Origin of the sequence: Paenibacillus sp. O199 (assembly GCF_001636635.1) — a bacterium.
In the GTDB taxonomy this organism is placed as follows: Bacteria; Bacillota; Bacilli; order Paenibacillales; family Paenibacillaceae; genus Paenibacillus; species Paenibacillus marchantiae.
The window spans coordinates 487,017-506,041 of sequence record NZ_LGRP01000001.1; the positions used below are offsets into that span (position 1 = coordinate 487,017).

Annotated in this window: 16 protein-coding genes and 1 other annotated feature; of the genes, 4 read left to right on the forward strand and 12 right to left on the reverse strand. The window is 48.2% G+C overall.

What is annotated here, in order from left to right; translation table 11 throughout:
- Positions 1–48: 48 nt before the first annotated feature.
- From miaA to A6049_RS02600, 11 genes are all read right to left on the reverse strand, one after another.
- Complete coding sequence (gene miaA / locus A6049_RS02550) at positions 49–996, reverse strand: tRNA (adenosine(37)-N6)-dimethylallyltransferase MiaA (RefSeq protein ID WP_371129240.1); 948 nt, start codon at positions 994–996, stop codon at positions 49–51.
- Positions 980–1,765, reverse strand: a complete 786-nt coding sequence (locus A6049_RS02555) for a class I SAM-dependent methyltransferase (protein ID WP_063563082.1) — start codon at positions 1,763–1,765, stop codon at positions 980–982. Before A6049_RS02555 ends, miaA begins: the two co-directional genes overlap by 17 nt.
- A 17-nt stretch (positions 1,766–1,782) precedes the next feature.
- Positions 1,783–3,999, reverse strand: a complete 2,217-nt coding sequence (mutL, locus tag A6049_RS02560; protein ID WP_063563083.1) for a DNA mismatch repair endonuclease MutL — start codon at positions 3,997–3,999, stop codon at positions 1,783–1,785.
- 21 nt (positions 4,000–4,020) lie between these two features.
- Positions 4,021–6,825 carry a DNA mismatch repair protein MutS gene (gene mutS / locus A6049_RS02565; protein WP_063563084.1) on the reverse strand — a complete coding sequence of 935 codons (2,805 nt, stop codon included), beginning with the start codon at positions 6,823–6,825 and terminating at the stop codon, positions 4,021–4,023.
- A gap of 198 nt (positions 6,826–7,023) precedes the next feature.
- Positions 7,024–8,274 carry a putative amidoligase domain-containing protein gene (locus A6049_RS02570; RefSeq protein ID WP_240321281.1) on the reverse strand — a complete coding sequence of 417 codons (1,251 nt, stop codon included), beginning with the start codon at positions 8,272–8,274 and terminating at the stop codon, positions 7,024–7,026.
- Between the two features lie 112 nt (positions 8,275–8,386).
- Positions 8,387–8,947 (reverse strand): outer spore coat protein CotE, encoded by a 561-nt coding sequence (locus tag A6049_RS02575; RefSeq protein ID WP_053780858.1) that lies wholly within the window; start codon positions 8,945–8,947, stop codon positions 8,387–8,389.
- A gap of 75 nt (positions 8,948–9,022) precedes the next feature.
- Positions 9,023–10,000: an aromatic acid exporter family protein gene (locus A6049_RS02580; protein ID WP_063563085.1), complete on the reverse strand. Its 978-nt coding sequence runs from the start codon at positions 9,998–10,000 to the stop codon at positions 9,023–9,025.
- Positions 10,001–10,453: 453 nt separating this feature from the next.
- On the reverse strand, positions 10,454–11,245 hold the full coding sequence (locus A6049_RS02585; protein ID WP_371121628.1) for an ABC transporter permease: 792 nt from the start codon (positions 11,243–11,245) through the stop codon (positions 10,454–10,456).
- 38 nt (positions 11,246–11,283) lie between these two features.
- Positions 11,284–12,078: an ABC transporter ATP-binding protein gene (locus tag A6049_RS02590; protein ID WP_063563086.1), complete on the reverse strand. Its 795-nt coding sequence runs from the start codon at positions 12,076–12,078 to the stop codon at positions 11,284–11,286.
- 30 nt (positions 12,079–12,108) lie between these two features.
- Positions 12,109–13,113 (reverse strand): ABC transporter substrate-binding protein, encoded by a 1,005-nt coding sequence (locus tag A6049_RS02595; RefSeq protein ID WP_063563087.1) that lies wholly within the window; start codon positions 13,111–13,113, stop codon positions 12,109–12,111.
- 146 nt (positions 13,114–13,259) lie between these two features.
- The gene (locus A6049_RS02600; protein WP_063563088.1) at positions 13,260–14,774 is read right to left on the reverse strand and encodes a carboxypeptidase M32; all 1,515 of its coding nucleotides are present in this window, start codon (positions 14,772–14,774) and stop codon (positions 13,260–13,262) included.
- Positions 14,775–14,999: 225 nt separating this feature from the next.
- Between A6049_RS02600 and A6049_RS02605 the strand changes: the two genes are divergently transcribed.
- The 4 genes from A6049_RS02605 to A6049_RS02620 all read left to right on the forward strand — a co-directional run bounded on the left by A6049_RS02605 (position 15,000) and on the right by A6049_RS02620 (position 17,203).
- A complete protein-coding gene (locus A6049_RS02605; protein WP_063563089.1) occupies positions 15,000–15,563 on the forward strand; it encodes a beta-class carbonic anhydrase in 564 nt (187 codons plus the stop codon).
- Positions 15,564–15,749: 186 nt separating this feature from the next.
- Complete coding sequence (locus A6049_RS02610; protein WP_063563090.1) at positions 15,750–16,316, forward strand: PadR family transcriptional regulator; 567 nt, start codon at positions 15,750–15,752, stop codon at positions 16,314–16,316.
- A gap of 99 nt (positions 16,317–16,415) precedes the next feature.
- Positions 16,416–16,919, forward strand: coding sequence for a hypothetical protein (locus A6049_RS02615; protein WP_063563091.1), 504 nt, complete (start codon positions 16,416–16,418; stop codon positions 16,917–16,919).
- Positions 16,920–16,924: 5 nt separating this feature from the next.
- Positions 16,925–17,203 carry a YxcD family protein gene (locus tag A6049_RS02620; RefSeq protein ID WP_024630486.1) on the forward strand — a complete coding sequence of 93 codons (279 nt, stop codon included), beginning with the start codon at positions 16,925–16,927 and terminating at the stop codon, positions 17,201–17,203.
- 152 nt (positions 17,204–17,355) lie between these two features.
- On the opposite strand, the gene tyrS is transcribed toward A6049_RS02620, so the two are convergent.
- Complete coding sequence (gene tyrS / locus A6049_RS02625; protein ID WP_063563092.1) at positions 17,356–18,615, reverse strand: tyrosine--tRNA ligase; 1,260 nt, start codon at positions 18,613–18,615, stop codon at positions 17,356–17,358.
- A 119-nt stretch (positions 18,616–18,734) separates the two neighbouring features.
- Positions 18,735–18,956, reverse strand: a binding site (T-box leader).
- Positions 18,957–19,025 lie beyond the last annotated feature (69 nt).

A 19,025-nucleotide genomic window follows, 5' to 3' on the forward strand; every position in this document is an offset into this window, starting at 1 on the left:
GATAGAGGTTCTAAAGTCCTAATCGGTGGCAAATTCCACCTTCTATATTCAGTCAAACTTACGTTTGATCATCTCACATACATGGGCATAATTCCCTGCAAAATCTTCGGTATCCGTCATATCCACCCATTCAATGTCTTTCATATGCCGGAACCAGGACAATTGCCGCTTGGCAAAACGACGTGTATCCCTTTTCAGCCACTCTACCGCAGCCTCCCAGCTTACTTCACCCTGAAGATAAGCCGCAATTTCCTTATAACCGAGCCCCTGCATGGAGATATGTCCTCTCGCTACGCCGCGCTCCAGTAAAGACTTGACCTCATCTACCAAACCCTGCTCGATCATAAGATCAATTCGCTCTTCCACTCGGGCATACAGTTTCTGACGATCCATTGTCAAACCCACAATAAGCAGGTCATATGGAGACTCTTTCTTCTGGGAAGCCAGCTGCTCGGACAACTTCTCACCTGTAAGGTGATAGATCTCCAGTGCACGAACAATTCGGCGCTGGTCATTCGGATGCAGTCGTTCTGCGCTAACCGGATCAATGACCCTCAGCTTATCATGTAACGCCTGCGGGCCATGTTGCTCTGCATAACGGAACTGTTCATCCCGGAACGCTTCATCTGAGCCGCTGTCCGAGAATTGAAAGCCGTAACATACCGATTCTACATACAGACCGGTGCCACCAACAATAAAAGGCAACTTGCCGCGCTCATGGATTTCCCCAATCAGACGTGTGCAGCTCTCCTGAAATTCCGCCACGGAATAGGGGTATTCCGGTTCATGGATGTCGATGAGGTGATGAGGCACACCCTTCATTTCATCGCGAGTAATTTTGGCCGTCCCGATATCCATTTCGCGATATACCTGCATGGAATCCCCCGAAACAATCTCACAATTGAACGCCTGTGCAAGCTCAATACTCATTCTTGTTTTGCCTACCGCTGTTGGTCCAACCAGCACAAGCAGCTTCGGTTTAACTTCCGCTTTCAACATTAATCACTCCGTACAGTGTTTTTGCATTGCCCCGGTCATGTACTTCAAAACCGAGTCTTGTGAACTCCGCGCTGCCGCGCTTCTCTTTCATAACTACCCGCTTGCGAGCAACTCTTTTCGCTTCAATAATGCTCTGTTCATCCAGTGCATTTGGATTCGCATAATCTCGCAAAGGCTGAATGGCGCTTGAATCAAGCATTGGTTCACGGAACATGGGATCGAAATATACCGTGTCACAGCTTCGGTCTGGCAAGGAACGCAGCAAATCGAGATGATTCGCATGCCGCAGCTCAATGCGCCGGAAAGCTTCGTTTACCGCAGGCTTAATACTCTCGTACTGAGACATGCCTTCTACTAATAACGTGTACAGCGGCAGGGAACTTTCACAGGCGATGACCCGACCACTTTTGCCTACAGCAACCGAGAATACCAGTGCATCGGTGCCCAATCCTGCTGTACAATCGATAACGGTATCCCCTTCAAGGATTGCCCCCGCGTCCAGCATCGGATCAGCTTCTCCTTTTAACACACGTTTGGCCCGAACAAATCCCATACTGGGGTGAAACTCAAGCAGCGGTGAATCCGGACGAAACAAACGAACTTTACCCTGAAGCACAACTATAATCTCATCAATCTCATAATGTGCAATCATTGCAGGTAAAGACATCCTTTTGCGTGGTACATATGTTCCTCCCGTTGTTTCCGCAAGATTTCGTGCACGTTCCACAAGGTGGCCTGCTTCCTTTTCACCGGTTGTAATATACATAATTTCCTCCTAAATAGCTACATGACCCGTTTAAACAATTTCTCCAGATCATAGGTTGAAAATGACACCACAATCGGTCTCCCGTGTGGACAAGTATACGGTTGACGGCAAGAACCAAGACGCTGAATCAACACTTCCGCCTCCTGATCCGTCAATTTCTGATTGGCTTTGATGGATGCCTTGCAAGAGCACATGATCGACGCCGCTTCTCGCATCTTGGCAACATCAATACTACGTTCACTCAGCACCCATTCAGACATCTCTTCAATAATGTCTTTCTCATCCCCCTTGGGGAACCAGAACGGGTGGGAACGCACCCGGAAGGTCTGCCCACCGAAATGTTCCAAATAGACACCCGCCTGCTCGAACCAAGCCAGTCTTGTTTTGAGCTTTTCCGTCTCGGATGGTGTGAACTCCAGTGTAATGGGCAGCAGCAACTCCTGCGAAGCCTGAGCCGGATTGCCAAACTGCTCGTAATAATACTCATAATTCACCCGTTCATGGGCTGCATGCTGATCAATCAGATATAGACCATCTTGATTTTGTGCAATCAAGTACGTCCCGTGGTGCTGCCCAATCAGGCTTAGTTCAGGAAACGCAGGCATAGAAACATCCGATTTAACGGCAGATGCCAGCCTTGCCGGGTCAGGTAAACTTGGAGCTTTCCAGCTCCGCTCTCCTTTTGCAGCCACCGCAGATGGATTATAAGATGAACGCCCTTCTCTAACCGGAGAATTCATCGAATTGGAACGATACGCAGAAGTCGGAGCCTGTGAAGTCGATAGCCCCTTATCTTCAGTTGAAGGTAAGGCATCTTGCGCAGCACGATCTGTAGCAGCACCGGTACTTCCACTCACAGCAGAAGCTGAATCGCTATGGGAATTTTCGTCATCACTATAATTCTTCAAAACATTAGATCCTGAGTCCCCGCTCAACATCCCAAATGGATCATAGGATGGTGGTATCTCGGGTGGAGCTTCAGGCAACGGCAGCGTCTGACCCTCACCGTTACCATCAGGCTCTGATTGCACATCAGCCGGAGCCACATCAGCTGGGGCATCCAGATCATCGTCCTCTGAAGTCATTTTAGTGAGTCCAGCATATTTCCCCAATGGACCCTGTTGCCCATACCCTGCGGATTCCGTTTCCTCCTTTAGAGGACCTCTCGGGAACAGGAACTGTTCCTGGATAAAGGAACTGTTATCTCCACGTCTGATTTGCTGCTTGGTTACCTGTGGAATGAGCACTTCCTTCCGCAAAATTCCACGCAGTGTCGTTTCCACAAACTCATACAGCTCCGCTTCCTTGCTGAAACGAACCTCCAGCTTCGCCGGATGCACGTTCACATCGACCAGGGATGGATGCATTTCCAATTGCACCACGACAAGTGGGAACCGATTAATGGGCAGCAACGTATGATACGCCTTCAGAATAGCCTGGTTGAGCCCGTAATTCCGAATAAAGCGTCCATTCACAATGGTCGACATGCCACCACGATTGGCACGAGTCCATTCCGGCAAACTGATCAGCCCGCTCACTCGATAGTCCAGACTCTCTCCCTGAATGGGGAGCATTGCTTTGGCGGCATTTGTACCATAGATTGCTGCAACCACTTGCAGCAGATCCCCATTGCCCAGCGTCTGAAGCAGTGTATTTTCATTATGACGCAGCGTGAACGAGATGTTAGGATGAGACATTGCCATACGATAGAGAACATCCGAGATATGTCCCAGCTCGGTCTGGATCGTTTTCATATATTTAAGCCTGGCCGGCGTATTGAAAAATAGTTCTTTCACCTCAAAGTCCGTGCCTTGGGGTGAGGTTTCATCCTCATGTGAGAGAAGTTTGCCTCCCTCAATCACGATTCGTCTTCCTCGCCCATCATTCCCGCTGGCCGATAACACCTCCACTTTGGAGACAGCGGCAATACTCGCCAAGGCCTCTCCCCGGAATCCAAGACTTGTGATCTGGAACAAATCGCGGCCATGAACTATTTTACTAGTTGCATGACGATAGAAGGCCTTTTCCATATCTTCCGGCTCGATACCGGAACCATTGTCTTTGACCCGAATACGAAGCAATCCGCCCTCTTCCACCGTAACATCAATCTTGGAGGCGCCTGCATCCACCGAGTTTTCGAGCAGCTCCTTAACGACTGAAGCAGGCCGTTCGACCACCTCACCTGCTGCAATCTGGTTGGCAATATGTTCATCAAGCACATGAATTTTCGCCACAGGTTTTCCCCTCCCCTATACTCAGGATAATTGCTGTGCCTTCAATTTGAGATCATTCAGTATTTGCATCGCCTGAAGCGGTGTCATGTTCATTACATCAATATCCTTCATATTACGTATAAACTCCCGAGCAGGCTTGTCAAGGGCAACTACCTCCGTTTTCGGAGTTACACTTGGCTCTTCATCTCCAAAAATGGACAATTGAACCACATCAGCATGTTTGGAGACTGCCTGCTGCTTGCCATTTTGTTTTTTGTCCTGTTGTTTCTGTACTGGAGCTTCAGTCGCAGCAGTGAGTTCGACAGGTTCTGTAGATTCCTGCTCCCGAATCAACGATGAATGATCTGTGGACTGGAACTCTGCACCGACTCGAGCATGATCACCCGATTGCTGCTTGTCATTCCCGGCAAATTCGCTGCCAACCGCAACTTGAGCCGCCGCATGCTCGAAACCGTGCAGCAAGCCATTCGCCCGCTCAATGATACTGTCCGGCAGTCCGGCAAGCCGTGCACAATAGATCCCGTAGCTGCTGCTGGCAGCCCCGGCAATCAATTTACGCAGGAAATTGACCTTGTCCCTGCTCTCCTGAACGGCCATGGAGTAATTCGCCAACTTGTCCAAACTCTCTTCCAGATGAGCAAGCTCATGGAAATGAGTTGATACCAGCGCTTTGCACCCAATGATATCGTGCACATATTCAATAACGGACTGCGCAATCGCCATTCCCTCACTGGTAGACGTTCCCCGACCCAGTTCATCGATAATAATCAGACTGCGTGGTGTTGCTTTATCCGTCATGACCTGAATGTCGGCCATCTCCACCATAAACGTACTTTGTCCACCTATGAGATCGTCTGCCGCACCAATCCGTGTGAAAATACGATCCATAATCGGTACTTCAGCTTGTCCTGCCGGCACGAAACAGCCTATCTGAGCCAGAATCGAAATCAGCGCCACCTGCCGCATATACGTACTTTTCCCCGCCATATTCGGACCGGTAATCAGCAGAATTCGCGCCTCTTCCTTCTGCATAGCAGTATTGTTGGCAATGAAAGCCCCATCTCGCATTACTGCTTCAACTACCGGATGGCGCCCCTGTTCCACGACCAGATCGTAACCATCGGTCAATGTAGGCCGCACAAAATTGCGCTCTGCACTGATGACAGCAAAGGATTGATACACGTCAATCTCCGCGACCAGCTCAGCCAGTTTTTGCAACCTGGCGATCTCCTGGTTAAGCCGTTCGCGCAGTTCCGCGAACAAGCCGTACTCAATATCGACCATCTTGTCCTGAGCTTCCAGAATCAGCGTCTCTTTTTCTTTCAGCTCCGGTGTAATATAACGCTCAGCATTGGCAAGGGTTTGTTTCCGCTCGTAACGGCCTTCTGGCAGAGAAGCCAGGTTCGACTTGGTAATTTCAATATAGTACCCAAATACTTTGTTGTAGCCAATTTTCAGCGAGCGAATGCCAGTCGCTTCACGTTCTCTGGCCTCCAGTTCAGCAATCCACTGCTTGCCATTCACCGAGGCTTCCCGAAGCTCATCCAACCGCTCGTGGTATCCTTCACGAATTAAGCCACCATCACGCACGGACACAGGCGGCTCATCAACGATAGCCTGACCAATTGCATCTCGCAGATCACTGCAATCATCCATAATGCCAGCAATGTGCTGTAGCGTCGTGGAAGGCGAGCCTGCACAATACTGACGTAGCCCCGGAATTTTGTCTAGTGACAGCTTCAGTGCATTCAGATCCCGACCGTTAGCATTACCAAAGGCAATTCGACCCACCAGGCGTTCCAAATCGTAGATGTCTTTGAGTTCTGCACGCAGATCTTCCCTCAATATAAACTGGTTATACAGCGTATCTACCGCTTCCAGACGTTCATTGATTTTTCCTTTTTGCAGCAAGGGTTTATCAACCCAGCGACGCAGCATGCGGGCACCCATAGACGTTTCTGTGCGGTCCAGCAGCCAGAGCAGCGATCCTTTTTTCGAACGCTCACGTACCGTTTCCACCAGTTCCAGGTTACGCCGAGTAAAGGGGTCCAGAATCATAAAGTGATCCGGCTCATACGTTGAAACCTGTGTCAATTGTCCAAGTGAACGTTTCTGTGTCTCACTTAAATAGGAGAAAAGACGCGCTATGCAGGCTTGACGTTCAGGCTCCAAACGTGCCCATACCGCTTCTCCGAATTGCTGACGCACCAAATCTTCCTTACTCTTCGTCCATGGTGTATACACCACAGGTCGACCAATTGGAGATGCCTGGGTAGCCACCGTATCAAGCAACGCAGCATCCCCCACTAGTTCAGAAGGTTCGTAGATTCCGATCTCATCCTTGAGCCACTCTTGTGAGTATGGAACAGAGGTCACGTAGAGCTCCCCTGTGGACAAGTCACAGGCAGCCAGTGCAAGTGTGTTCTGATTCCCTGTCAGGCAAACCATATAGTTATTGGACTTGTCCCCCAAGGTCTTGCCTTCCATTACCGTTCCGGGTGTTATAACTCGTACAATTTCACGCCGCACCATGCCTTTGGTTACCGTTGGATCTTCCATCTGTTCGCAGATGGCTACTTTGTATCCTTTTTCAATCAAGCGCTGTATGTAATTGTCAGCCGAATGATAAGGCACACCGCACATCGGGATTTTATCTTCTCCCCCTCCTGCGCGTGCTGTTAATGTAATCTCTAGCTCACGGGAAGCATTAACCGCATCTTCAAAGAACAATTCATAGAAATCACCTAATCTAAAAAAAAGAAAAGCGTCCTGCGCTTCGGCCTTCACTTGCAAATATTGTTGAATCATTGGCGTATACTGAGCCATGAGTATCCTCCATCCGTTCCAATGTTGTCAGGAAGAGAAGCTGTCTCGGAAGGAACAATAAGGCGGTCAGGCACCTTATTCTGCCACCGCCTCATGTTTCGGCTTCCGCCGCTTCCCTCACAGGTTGCTGTTCCATTTCTTCCGTAACGATGATCAAAATCGACTTATTTCTCATTATACCAAAAAAGTGCCCACTCTTCATGAACCTGCTCGAATATTCCAGAGTTTACGTATATCCCGACTCTCGTCCCATGTTCTACCCTGTCTTAGCTGGCTAATTAATGGAGCGGCGTAACGTTCATAACGCTCATAACCGTCCATTTGCGTCAGGTCATCCAGCAGTGCCGGAATATGCGCCTGCATTACCTCACGGTTTCCTTCATAAAAAGCAGTATGAATAGCAGCCTTCGCCAAAGGACGTTGACGCAGCTGATGATAACCTCTCGCGATAAGACCAGCTAGAGCAACAACACCTTTGGCAACCAGAGGAGATACCAGAAAACTGGGTAACGTGCGGTATTCAAATCCACCGTAAGATTTCAGCCGAAAATCACCCAATGCCCCATAACGTGGACGCCGGCCTGAACCTCGTGGGTCCTGAAGAACGGCAAGCGGCAATGCTAGATAATTGTCAAATGCGCGCAGCAGTTCCCCGTTTAGTGTAACGCCACTGAAATGGATATGTCCGCCGAGCGGCAATCCGCGCTGGGGCATTCCCCCTGCCTGCCAGATCAGCGAGTGATCACTAATACTACGAGATGCGGCCGCAAAGGCTCTCATCAGATGAGCCAGCAGTTCGCGCGGCTCAGAGCTGGGAGCGGGTCGCAGTTCGGCTACCGGATATATTCGTCGTCCACCGATCGTCACGGAATCACAGCCGGCTACGCCTGTTCGTTCGAGAAATCTGGAGGCGGGCACGATTTTGGATTCTGGCATTTGCACAAGTAGGAATTCAGGGTCCATTCCAAGTATGGGGGCTGCATTACGATGCCGCTCTTCATCCAGTTCGGACTGAAGCTGTTTCCAGCCTGCACGGTACATGGCAGAGAGATCTGTCATGCCCTTCCATGGCCTTGGGTCAATCGAGATGACAGAACAACCGCTCTTTCCTGACGCTTCCAGTCTTACAGCGCCGTGATCCAGTCCAACCGTATACAATGTTTTGGTGGCAAGCCGTTCAATACGTTTGAATAACGTTGATGCTGCTTCACGATCCAGCACACTTTCTTGCGCTCCACCCATTCCACTGGTGTCCCTACGTTTGATGCGAATCGCTTGAAGACAGCATATCTCTACATCGTAACGTACACGCAGACCCAACTCCCGGTCACGCCTGCCGTGCGAAGCCAGCACTTCAATCCCGGATCGTTTCAGGCGATCTGCTCGTTCACGAGGGAGCATGCGTTCATATCGGCGCACCGCCTCCTCGGCCTCATCTATCACATTCATCCTGTCCCTCCTCCCAATTCTCGCCCAAAATGAAAAAAGAGGGCTTACGCCCTCTTCACTGCCGCTTGCGGCGCATATGATACCTTAAGTTTATGAATCCAGATCGCTGAGCTTACAGCTCATCGTCAAGCAGGTCGGGATCGAGATCGTCATAATCTCCATCACCACTGCCGAAGTCATAATCCTTGTCTTCGTAATCTCCACAGCCATCCGTGCACACTTTCACACAAACTTTGGTCTCGGCGACCAGTTCAACAGCGAATTCCCGTTCTACCCGGATAATTACGCTGCCTCCACCTGCCGACACCGTGGCTTCCACACAGCTCGGTTCCTGCGTTGCATCCGCAGATACCTCTACAGTGGCGGCCCGGTGTTTCGGGTCCAGATAGGACAAAGGCACATGTTCTACATACGACACCGTTTCTTTGGCTACATCCGTCTGTGAATTTTTGTCATAGGAATACCAAATGTTGATATCGTAAGTACCAATAACTTCAATTCCGTCCCCCGCTGATACGGCTTCATATTGGTGGTTGATAATCCAAGCCCCCAAAATACTGGTCGGACCATGTGGCGGAGTCACGGTATGTGTTACGGTAGAGAACTTACGACCTTTCCCGCAGATCGCCTTCGTGATGATCTCTCTACATTGATGTTTATGACTCAATGACATCTTTAAACCTCCTCCATACAATCATTCTTTACAAGTGTATGCAGGGCATCCGTCTAGGGTGACAACTATTTTCTATTATTCATTTGTAGATTGGGACCGGTCCGATACCGGAGACGGAGCTTTGTCCTTCTTGGCTATTTTCAGATACAGCGCGAGTTCCCGGCACAGCTGGAGAATAGCTGAACGAATCTCGAATTCTTCCCTTGTATCCGGCAACTCCATTCGCTTGAATTCTTCTTGCACATCTGCGAGAAGTTTTTCTGTACGTCCGGTGTAAGATTCAGTGAGCACATCCTGACTGAGCTGGTCGAACAGCTCCGATACCATTTCCGCATGCGGCATCTTCTGATAGATCTGGGATACCAGATGCATCATATGCTGGATGGAATCCAATTGCGTTTTACGCATATAAAAGTAAACACTCCATCCCTCGTTCGGGTGGATGACCTGATTCTCCAATGAACGTTTGGCCGCTTCAATGCCGCCCAGTACAGCTTTGTCAGCTTCGATCAGTTCTTTCCCTGCCCACACTTCATTCGGATTACGTAGCGTAGCTGCAAACTCCTTGAAGATGACCGAGAATAACTCATCAATTCTTTTGCGAATACGCAGCATCTGCGGGTCCGCAGCCGGCATATACGCCAGATTGACAACCATCGCGGAACCGAGACCAATCAGCAACAGCCCAATTTGGACCAAAACCACATGTACGTCCATTTCACCGCCGCCAAATACCCGGAACACCACGACAGAACCAGTCACAATGCCTTCCTTGAATCCGGCCCGAACGATAACCGGAAATGCAATTAGTATGTAGAACGCCAGCACCCAATAATGGAAGCCAAGAAAGTGAAAAAGTACACTTGCAAATAAAAGCCCCACTACGGAAGCGAAAAATCTCGCAGATATGGTGCGAATACTTCTTTTCCGTGTCACATCAACGCCGAGTATGGCTAACAAGCCCGCCGATGTTGGTCCGGGCAAGCCGCACCAGTCCGCAATCAGCACGGCCATCAGCGCGGCTATTGCGGTTTTAATTACCCTAAAACCCATTAACTCCCTCTCCTCTAAGCTGCAAAAATGTCAAAGCCAGCGAGCCATACCTATCCAAGTGAGCGCTTGTCCAATGCCTGACAGCGTGTATCGTCATATATCATATCCCTAGTATTACACATCCTGCCAAAAACCATTTCTTATCTAATCAAAAGAATCATTCAGGAAGAACCGCATTTCGGAATTAGCTGCTACAGTCATAAACGGCATCAACCGACATGCATATGCATGTCGGTCTCAATAACGCGCCCCGGATGAGGGACGCTGGCAATTTGATTGATGCGACAGAAGCCTCTAGGCCCTCTTCTCCAATCGTCGCATTCATTCCGGACTGCGCGGAATATTCGTATTAGTATGGTACTTGATTTTTCGGGTTCGGGCAACGTGACACCTCTTGTGAAATTGTATACATATCATGAAGCATTCTATTTTGCACACGCATGTTTTGTAGAATTACCTGCGTCCTGCCAGCAGCTTGCGTTCTACATATACAACGAGCTGGTACATCGCTGTAGCTACAGCCGCAATAATCAACAGGCTCGATAAAACAAGGGTAAAGTTAAACACTTGAAATCCGTAGATGATCAGATAGCCCAATCCCTGCTTGGCGACCAGAAATTCACCCACGATTACACCGACCCAGGCCATGCCCACATTTACTTTTAAGGTAGAAACAATGGCAGGAAAGGAAGCGGGTAATACGACTTTGCTGAAAATCTCGGAGCGATCACCACCAAACGTACGGATAACCTTAATATAGTTCTGATCTACTTCATTAAAACTGTTATACACGACAAGTGTAGTAATAATGACCGTGATTGACAAAGTCGTCATGACAATGGCCGTAAATCCTGCACCAAACATGACGATAAAGATTGGACCCAGCGCTACTTTGGGCATGCTGTTGAACACAACCATATAAGGATCAAGCACTTTGGACAAAAAAGGAGACCACCAGATCAGAACCGCAAGCAGTGTTCCGACGAGTGTCCCCAGCAAAAAGCCGACTGCCGTTTCCCCTACGGTTACCCCAACATGCGCCCATAGTTCTCCACTGACGATGTCCTTCCAGATCTGATTGAAAATTTTGCTGGGATAACTGAACAAAAGCACATCAATCCAGCGCAGCCTTCCCGCCAGTTCCCACAGCAAAAACATAAACACCAACATGGACAGCTGCACCGCCAGCACTTTATGTCGCCATCTGGCAACCTGCTGAATATGACTTTGGTGCAGCTGTCTCATCCAATCATCACGCATTTCCTGCTTCTGGTTCGTCTGATTCACCCGTTCTTCTCACCTCCTCCGGACTGATCCAATTCACTCCATAACGCCTGAAACAGCTCATTGAACCCTGGCTGCTCCCTCGCGTGAAAAGGCTGTGCGTTCCGCAGATCTTCGGGAATGATAAACTCCTTCCGAATGCGCCCCGGATTACGATCAAGCACAATGACGCGGTCACTGACGGCAATAGCTTCGGACAGATCATGGGTGACAAGCACCGAAGTTTTGCCGGATTTCTTCAGTGTGTCTGAGACCAGATCCTCCAGTTGCAGCTTGGTTTGATAATCGAGTGCGGAAAAGGGTTCATCCAGCAACAGTATTCCCGGATCCGTAGCTAGTGTACGTAACAAAGCCACCCGTTGCCTCATGCCCCCGGATAACTCGGAAGGATACTGGCTTTCGGTTCCAGCTAAACCCATACCTGCCAGCAGCTCACGTGTGCGCTCGCGACTCTCGTCATTGAGCCCACCTGTCAATTCAAGTCCGATCAGGACATTATCCAAAATGGTACGCCATGGAAACAGATAATCCTGTTGCAACATATAGCCAATCTGGGCGGACGGACCTTCGATACGTTTACCTTTTACCTTGACCTCGCCTGCGGTTGGTGTGAGCAGCCCGGCGATGATCGACAGCAATGTCGTTTTACCACATCCGCTTGGGCCAACAAGACTAACGAACTCTCCTTGCTCGACCTGAAGATTCAAATTTTCGATAACCAGAGATGCTTCACGCTCGCTGACATAGACTTGCGAAATCCCTTCCAGTCTGATCACCGTTTCGGATTCAGGCATACATGCTCACGTCCTTTCCTGAATACCTGGTTACTTCGCTGATGCTGCTTGTTCTGCATAGGAATTATCCACAATCGTTTGAGAATCCACACGCTGTTTCAGTTCTCCCGCAGCACTCATGACGTCCAGCAAGTTATTCCATTCGTCCTCATCAATGATTGGATCGGTTGCATATGTGCCCTGTTCCTTGTAACGGTTCACACTGCTTACCAGAATGGCTGGATCAATATCTTTGAAATAAGGCTTGATGACTTCAGCAATCTCTTCAGCGGTGTGGGAATCCACCCAAGCTTGTGCTTTGTGCAAACCGTTAGTGAACTTCTGAACGATGTCCTTGTTGTCATTAATATAGCTTTGTTTGGTCATGAAAACCGTATAAGGCAGATGACCACTTTCCTTCCCAAACGAGGCTACAACTTTGCCGCGACCCTCTTTCTCAAAGATGGACGCCTGAGGTTCAAAAAGCTGCACATAATCCCCCGTACCTGAAGCAAATGCAGAAGCGATGTTGGCAAAATCCACATTTTGAATCAGTTCCAGATCATTCTGCGGATCAATGCCATGTTTTTTCAGCGTGAATTCGCCTGCCATTTGAGGCATGCCGCCTTTTCTTTGTCCGAGAAATGTACTCTGTTTCAATTGATCCCAATTAAAGTCACCTTCGGGATTGCGGGCAAACAGAAACGTTCCGTCCGTCTGTGTAAGCTGGGCAAAGTTAATGACCGGATCTTCTGCGCCTTGTTGATAGACATAAATAGACGTCTCTGCTCCGACCAATGCGATATCTACTGAGCCTGCAAGCAATGCGGCCATCGTTTTGTCTCCACCAGCCGTCGTCTGAATGTCCACTTCAAGCCCCTGTTCTTCAAAAAAACCTTGGGCCACGGCCACATACTCCGGTGCGTAAAACACAGAACGTGTGACCTCACCAATCGTAATTTTGGTTTCATCCTTATCTTTATTGCAGCTGGTGAGAGCCACGATGATAATGAGCAAAATGACGATGGCCCGGATGAACCAGGGCGTGTATTTCATGATATTTCCCTCCTTCACTGGTTTCAGCTGTTCTCTCTACTATGGATATGCTGATGCCCAGCAAAAGGTTAAGAACTTGCATGCAAAAGAAGAGCCGGGCAATGATGCCCCGCTCTTCAAGAATTTGATGATGATGTTATTGCTGTCTACAGCTTGTAAATCTCGGCATATTTCGCTTCCAGATAATCAGCCAAATAGTCTGGGTTCAACTCTTCACCCGTTACGGCCACAATCAGTTCGGAAGGTGTACGGCTTTTGCCATAACGATAAATTTTGTCAGTCAACCATTCCTTGATGGGAATCAGGTTACCTTCGGCAATATAGGCATCGAACTCAGGCATTTCTTTGCGCAATGTATGTAGAATCTGTGCAGCATACATATTGCCGAGCGAGTAAGAAGCAAAGTAACCAAAGTCACCACCCGACCAGTGAACATCCTGAAGCACACCCATACCATCATTCGGCGGCACAATGCCAAGATATTCCTTGTATTTTGCATTCCAGGTGTCCGGCAGGTCCTTGACTTCTAGACCTTCGTTAAACAGCATTTTCTCAATTTCATAACGAATGATGATGTGCAGATTGTACGTCAGCTCATCGGCTTCAATCCGGATCAGAGAGCTTTCAACCCGGTTAATTGCCCGGTAAAAGTCTTCCAGCTCAACCTCGTTTAATTGAGAGAAGTGCTGTTGCAAATCTTTATAATAACGCGTCCAGAATGGAAGACTGCGACCAATCATATTTTCCCAAAGACGCGACTGGGATTCGTGGATACCCATGGACGTTCCTTCGGCAAGAAGGGTACCGGCCAGGCTGTCGTCAATATTTTGCTCATACAGAGCGTGTCCGCCTTCGTGTAGTGAACTGAAGACCGCACTCGTCACGTCATCCTGCAAATAATTCGTCGTGATCCGCACATCACCTGGATTCAGGCCCGTTGCGAACGGATGAACACTCTCATCGAGTCTTCCGGCTTCAAAGTCATAACCCATTTGTCCCAGAATAAACAGACTGAATTTCTCCTGTTGATCCTTGTCAAACAGCTGGTTCAAGAACTCCGTGTTCGGCTTGTTCGCCGAAGCATTGATCTTCTCTTGCAGCGGAACCAAACGGGCTTTGAGACGGGCAAATACCGCATCCACCTTTTCTACAGTCAGTTCCGGTTCATACATGTCCAGAAGGGTATCATAACGAGTATCTTTCACACCCCAATAGTCAATGAACTCTTGTTTGAGCTTCACAATATCGGTGAGGTAGGGCGAAAAACCTGCAAAATCACTGTTATGCTTGGCATCTTCCCAAGCCGTTTCTGATTTTGCGGTAAGTACGGTATACGCTTGTACTTTTTCTGGTGGTACGGACTGACTGCGATTATATTCTTTCTGGCAATCTTCCACCTGACGACGGTCGATATCTTCCAGCTGTTCCATCACGGCTGGATTTGTTAATGTATCCAGGTAGGATTTCATCTCAGCTGAGGTTTGCAGTTTGAATGCTTCGGTTGACAGCATTCCCAGTGTTTCCGAACGTGTCGGGACACCTTTTTTGGGCGCACCTGTGCGCAGATCCCAGTGAAGCAAACCAATGGCTTCATGATAACTCTTGATTTTGCGAGCCAGATTACGGAAGGATTCCAGCTGTTCCTGTGTGTGTTGTTCCATTGTTAACGTTCACCTCTTCAAAAAAATGTTGGTTTCCCTATTGATGATACTTTTTGCAATGCGTATAATCAACTTTTAACAGATGCAAATTGCATTATTCCTCCAAACCGAGGAATAATGCAATTTGCTGACCGTGGTATAATAAAAATACCAAAGGGCGTAGGACAAGCTGCATTTGATGCAAGTGGCCGTGCTCATCGTATTGGATAACAGGAGGCAATAGACATGAACAACATTCAAGAGATTCTGGCTTACAACAAATCATTTGTCGAGACTAAAGAATACGAAAAGTATACGGCAGGCAAGTTTCCAACCAAAAAGATGGTCATCATCACTTGTATGGACACTCGTCTGGTGGAAATGCTGCCCAAGGCCATGAACCTGAAGAATGGCGATGTGAAAATCATCAAAAACGCTGGCGCAATCATTTCTCAACCTTTTGGGTCTGTTATGCGTAGTGTTCTCGTCGCCATCTATGAGCTTGGTGCCGACGAAGTACTGGTTGTTGGACACACGGAATGCGGTATGGCTTCCCTACACGCAGAGACCATGATTGGACATATGGTTGAACGGGGTGTATCTGAGGAAGTCATGAGCACACTGGAGAACTCCGGCATACGTTTACAAAAGTGGCTACGCGGGTTTGACAGCGTTGAAGAAGGGGTAAAACATACTGTGGAAGTGATCAAGAAACATCCATTGCTTCCACCTACTGTACCCGTTCACGGCATGGTCATCGACTCCTACACAGGTGAACTTGATCTTGTCGCAGATGGGTATGGGCAATAGACATCTCTCTAAATGGTTTTGGGTGCGGACCTCGAGGTCCGCACTCTTTTTTTGTCTAAATTGAGGCAGTTGTTCTGTCAGGTTGTCAAACCATACAGTTTCAGTGTACACTTTTATGAAAGCGGTCAAAGAAAGCAATTTTTATTGTTTTTGCTGGCCCAGCCCTAATATTAAGGAGACATGTGCATGAACATACTTTCCTACGGATTGCTCGGGCTTCTTACCCGCGAGGAGTCATCAGGTTATGATCTAATGCTGAAGATCCAGCCGCATTGGCAGGCTAAGCACAGTCAGATCTATCCGCTCCTCTCCAAAATGGAAAACGATGAGCTTTTAGCCTCCCGCTGGGTGCAACAGTCTGACAAACCAGACAAGAAAATGTATGCAGTCACGGAGAAAGGTATTGAAAAACTGCTGGGATGGATGATCACTCCCGTTACCGCTCCGGTTACGCGTGACGAGTTCAATCTGCGCATTTTATGTGTCGGCATTGCAGAAGACGGAAGCATGAGACGCATTCTGAATGAGCGCAAAAACTGGTTCATGGAACGCATCCGTTATTTCGAGGATTTGAAGTCCCGTATCCCTCAGGATAATCTGCGAGTAGGCAGTCGGGAATTCGGAAGTTACATTCTGGTACAAAAAGGGTTAATGAACGCACAAACGGGCATCGAATGGTGTAACTGGGTAACCCAATTACTCGATGGTCAGGCGGCAATTCAGGACCCTTGTCCAAGTATTTCAGAAAAATAAACAAAATTTGAAACGTTCCTGTAAGTTGACCGTATTACTTGAGTAAGGCCCATTTTTGGGCGAATCAAACAAATTAATCGGGGGGTTACGATCTTTACAATGAAGAAAAAATTCGGAATTAAACATCTCATGATGGTTTTCATGGCCTTTACATTACTGTTTGCAACAGTTGGAGTTGCGAATCCGGATTCTGCTGATGCTAGACGTGGTGGCGGTTTCAAATCGGGAACAAAAAGCTATACCAACACACCTAAGAAATCCGATTCCAACAGCAATGTGAGCAAATCTAATACGAATAATAACTCCAATGGAGCAGCTACAACGAACCGTGGCGGATTCTTCGGTGGTGGCGGTGGATTTATGAAAGGTATGATGCTGGGTGGTCTTGCTGGCATGATGTTCGGCGGATTGTTCGGTGGCATGGGCGCTCTGGGTAACATTCTTGGATTGCTCGTAAACGTAGCTGCAATTATGCTGATCGTGATGCTCGCGATGGCCCTGTTCAGAGCCATTACGAATCGTCGTAAACCAGCAGCAGATGGTCGTTATGACCGCAAAAATGATCGTGATGATGATGACCGTAACAGAAACGGACGGTACTAATCTCTATGGTTCTGAGCATGGATGAAATTGTCAACGCGATCTGTATTCACATGGCTGAACGCAAGGGTGTTCGCCCAACCGATGTCAATGTGGAACTGAGCTGGGAAGAAGATACGGGATATTCCGCAGAAGTCTGGATTCAAGGCCGCAGTCAGTATCTGGTCGAATCCAACATGATTGAAGCGATCCTGCGCTATCTGCACAGTGAATACGACATTCGGGCTTACCGTGAGAATGTAAGACTGGATCTGGATGAAGAGATCACAGCGATTGTGAATCAATAAATGAATAACTAATAAGCCATTTGCGGATGGAATATAAAAAGGACCGTCTCCATGATGTCATTGACATGATTGGAGACGGTCCTTTTTTGTGTTCCTTGGGAAGATGAAACCTTTGCATCTACCTTCCCAAGATTCATAATGTAATCTTATGGCTACTTCAATTTCACCAGACTGTAGTTTTTCTTGCCTTTACGGATAATGATGAATTTACCACCGATTGCGTGCTCTGCAGAGACCGTGAATTCCAGTTCCGTAACTTTCTCACCATTCATGGAAATGGCCCCTTTGGTGACATCCTCACGCGCCTGACGTTTGGATGGCTCCAGGCCAAGATCCACGAGCCAGTCTACAATATTTTTTGCTTCACCATCGGTTTCGAAGGTCGGCATTTCTTTAAAGCCCTGCTCGATTTCGTCAGCTGTAAGGGAACGAATGTCTCCGCTGAAGAGTGCTGCGGTAATGCGTTTCGCCTGCTCCAGCATGTCGTCGCCGTGAACAAATTTCGTCATTTCTTCAGCGAGTGCCTTTTGTGCTTCACGCTTGTGGGGCTCCGTTTCTACCTTTTCAGCCAAAGCTTCAATTTCTTCTTTGCTTAGGAATGTGAAGTATTTCAGGTATTTGATTACATCACGGTCATCCGTGTTCGCCCAGAACTGGTAGAATTCGAATGGAGTCGTCTTATTCGCATCAAGCCAGATGGACCCGCCTGCGGATTTACCGAATTTCGTTCCGTCGGATTTGAGCATCAGCGGGATCGTCAGACCGTAAGCTTTAGCTTCTGGCCCTTCTTTTTTACGGATCAGGTCCAGACCGCTTGTAATGTTGCCCCATTGATCGGAACCGCCGATTTGCAGCTGTACATCCTCATGTTGGAACAGGTGCAGGTAATCGAGCGATTGGAGAATCTGGTAGGAGAACTCGGTAAACGAAATTCCATCTTCCAGTCTGCTCGCAACCACATCTTTGGCTAGCATCGTGTTGAGGTTAAAGTTCTTACCGTAGTCACGCAAAAATTCAATCACATTGATTTTGTGTGTCCAGTCGTAGTTATTGACCATACGTACCTGATTGTCGCCATCCGTTACGAAAAGCTTTTTCATTTGTGCAGTCAGAGCATCTACATTGGCTTGTACCTCTTCCAACGTTTGCAGGGAACGTTCCGATTGACGACCACTTGGATCACCAATCGTTCCTGTTGCCCCACCAATCAGAATGACTGGACGGTGCCCAGCGAGTTGGAAACGTTTCAGCATCATGAACGGAATCAAATGTCCGATGTGCATGCTGTCTCCTGTAGGGTCAACTCCGCAATACAATGAAACCGACGTGGTCTCTGTCAGCTCACGCAGACCCTCCGCATCTGTCTGTTGATTAATGGCGTCGCGCCATTCCAGTTCATCAATAATATTCAAAACAAACAACCCCTTCTCTATGCATTGGTATTAGGCCATGATCTACGTTAATTCACAAGGAGCTAAGCCGGGCGAGGCTTTTTTGGACACAAAAAAATCGCCGCCTTGTCTTCAATAGACATAGGGACGATTATCATAACCGTGGTACCACCCAACTTGCACAGACAACAACTCACACGCTGTCCATACCGCTTTCAGCAAAATATCGTTTGCCATTCCGCTTGGCATTACCCAAGTACTCCAGAGTGTAATTCGCAGCCCTTGTATGTATCAGGTTCCATCAACCCCTGACTTTCTGTAACAGGGACAAAGCCGCTACTGCGCTCTATCAACGTAATTCATGTATTCAATTTATAGCCAGTATAGCCGAACGTTAATATCATTGCAAGGCCAAGTATTTAATCTTTATA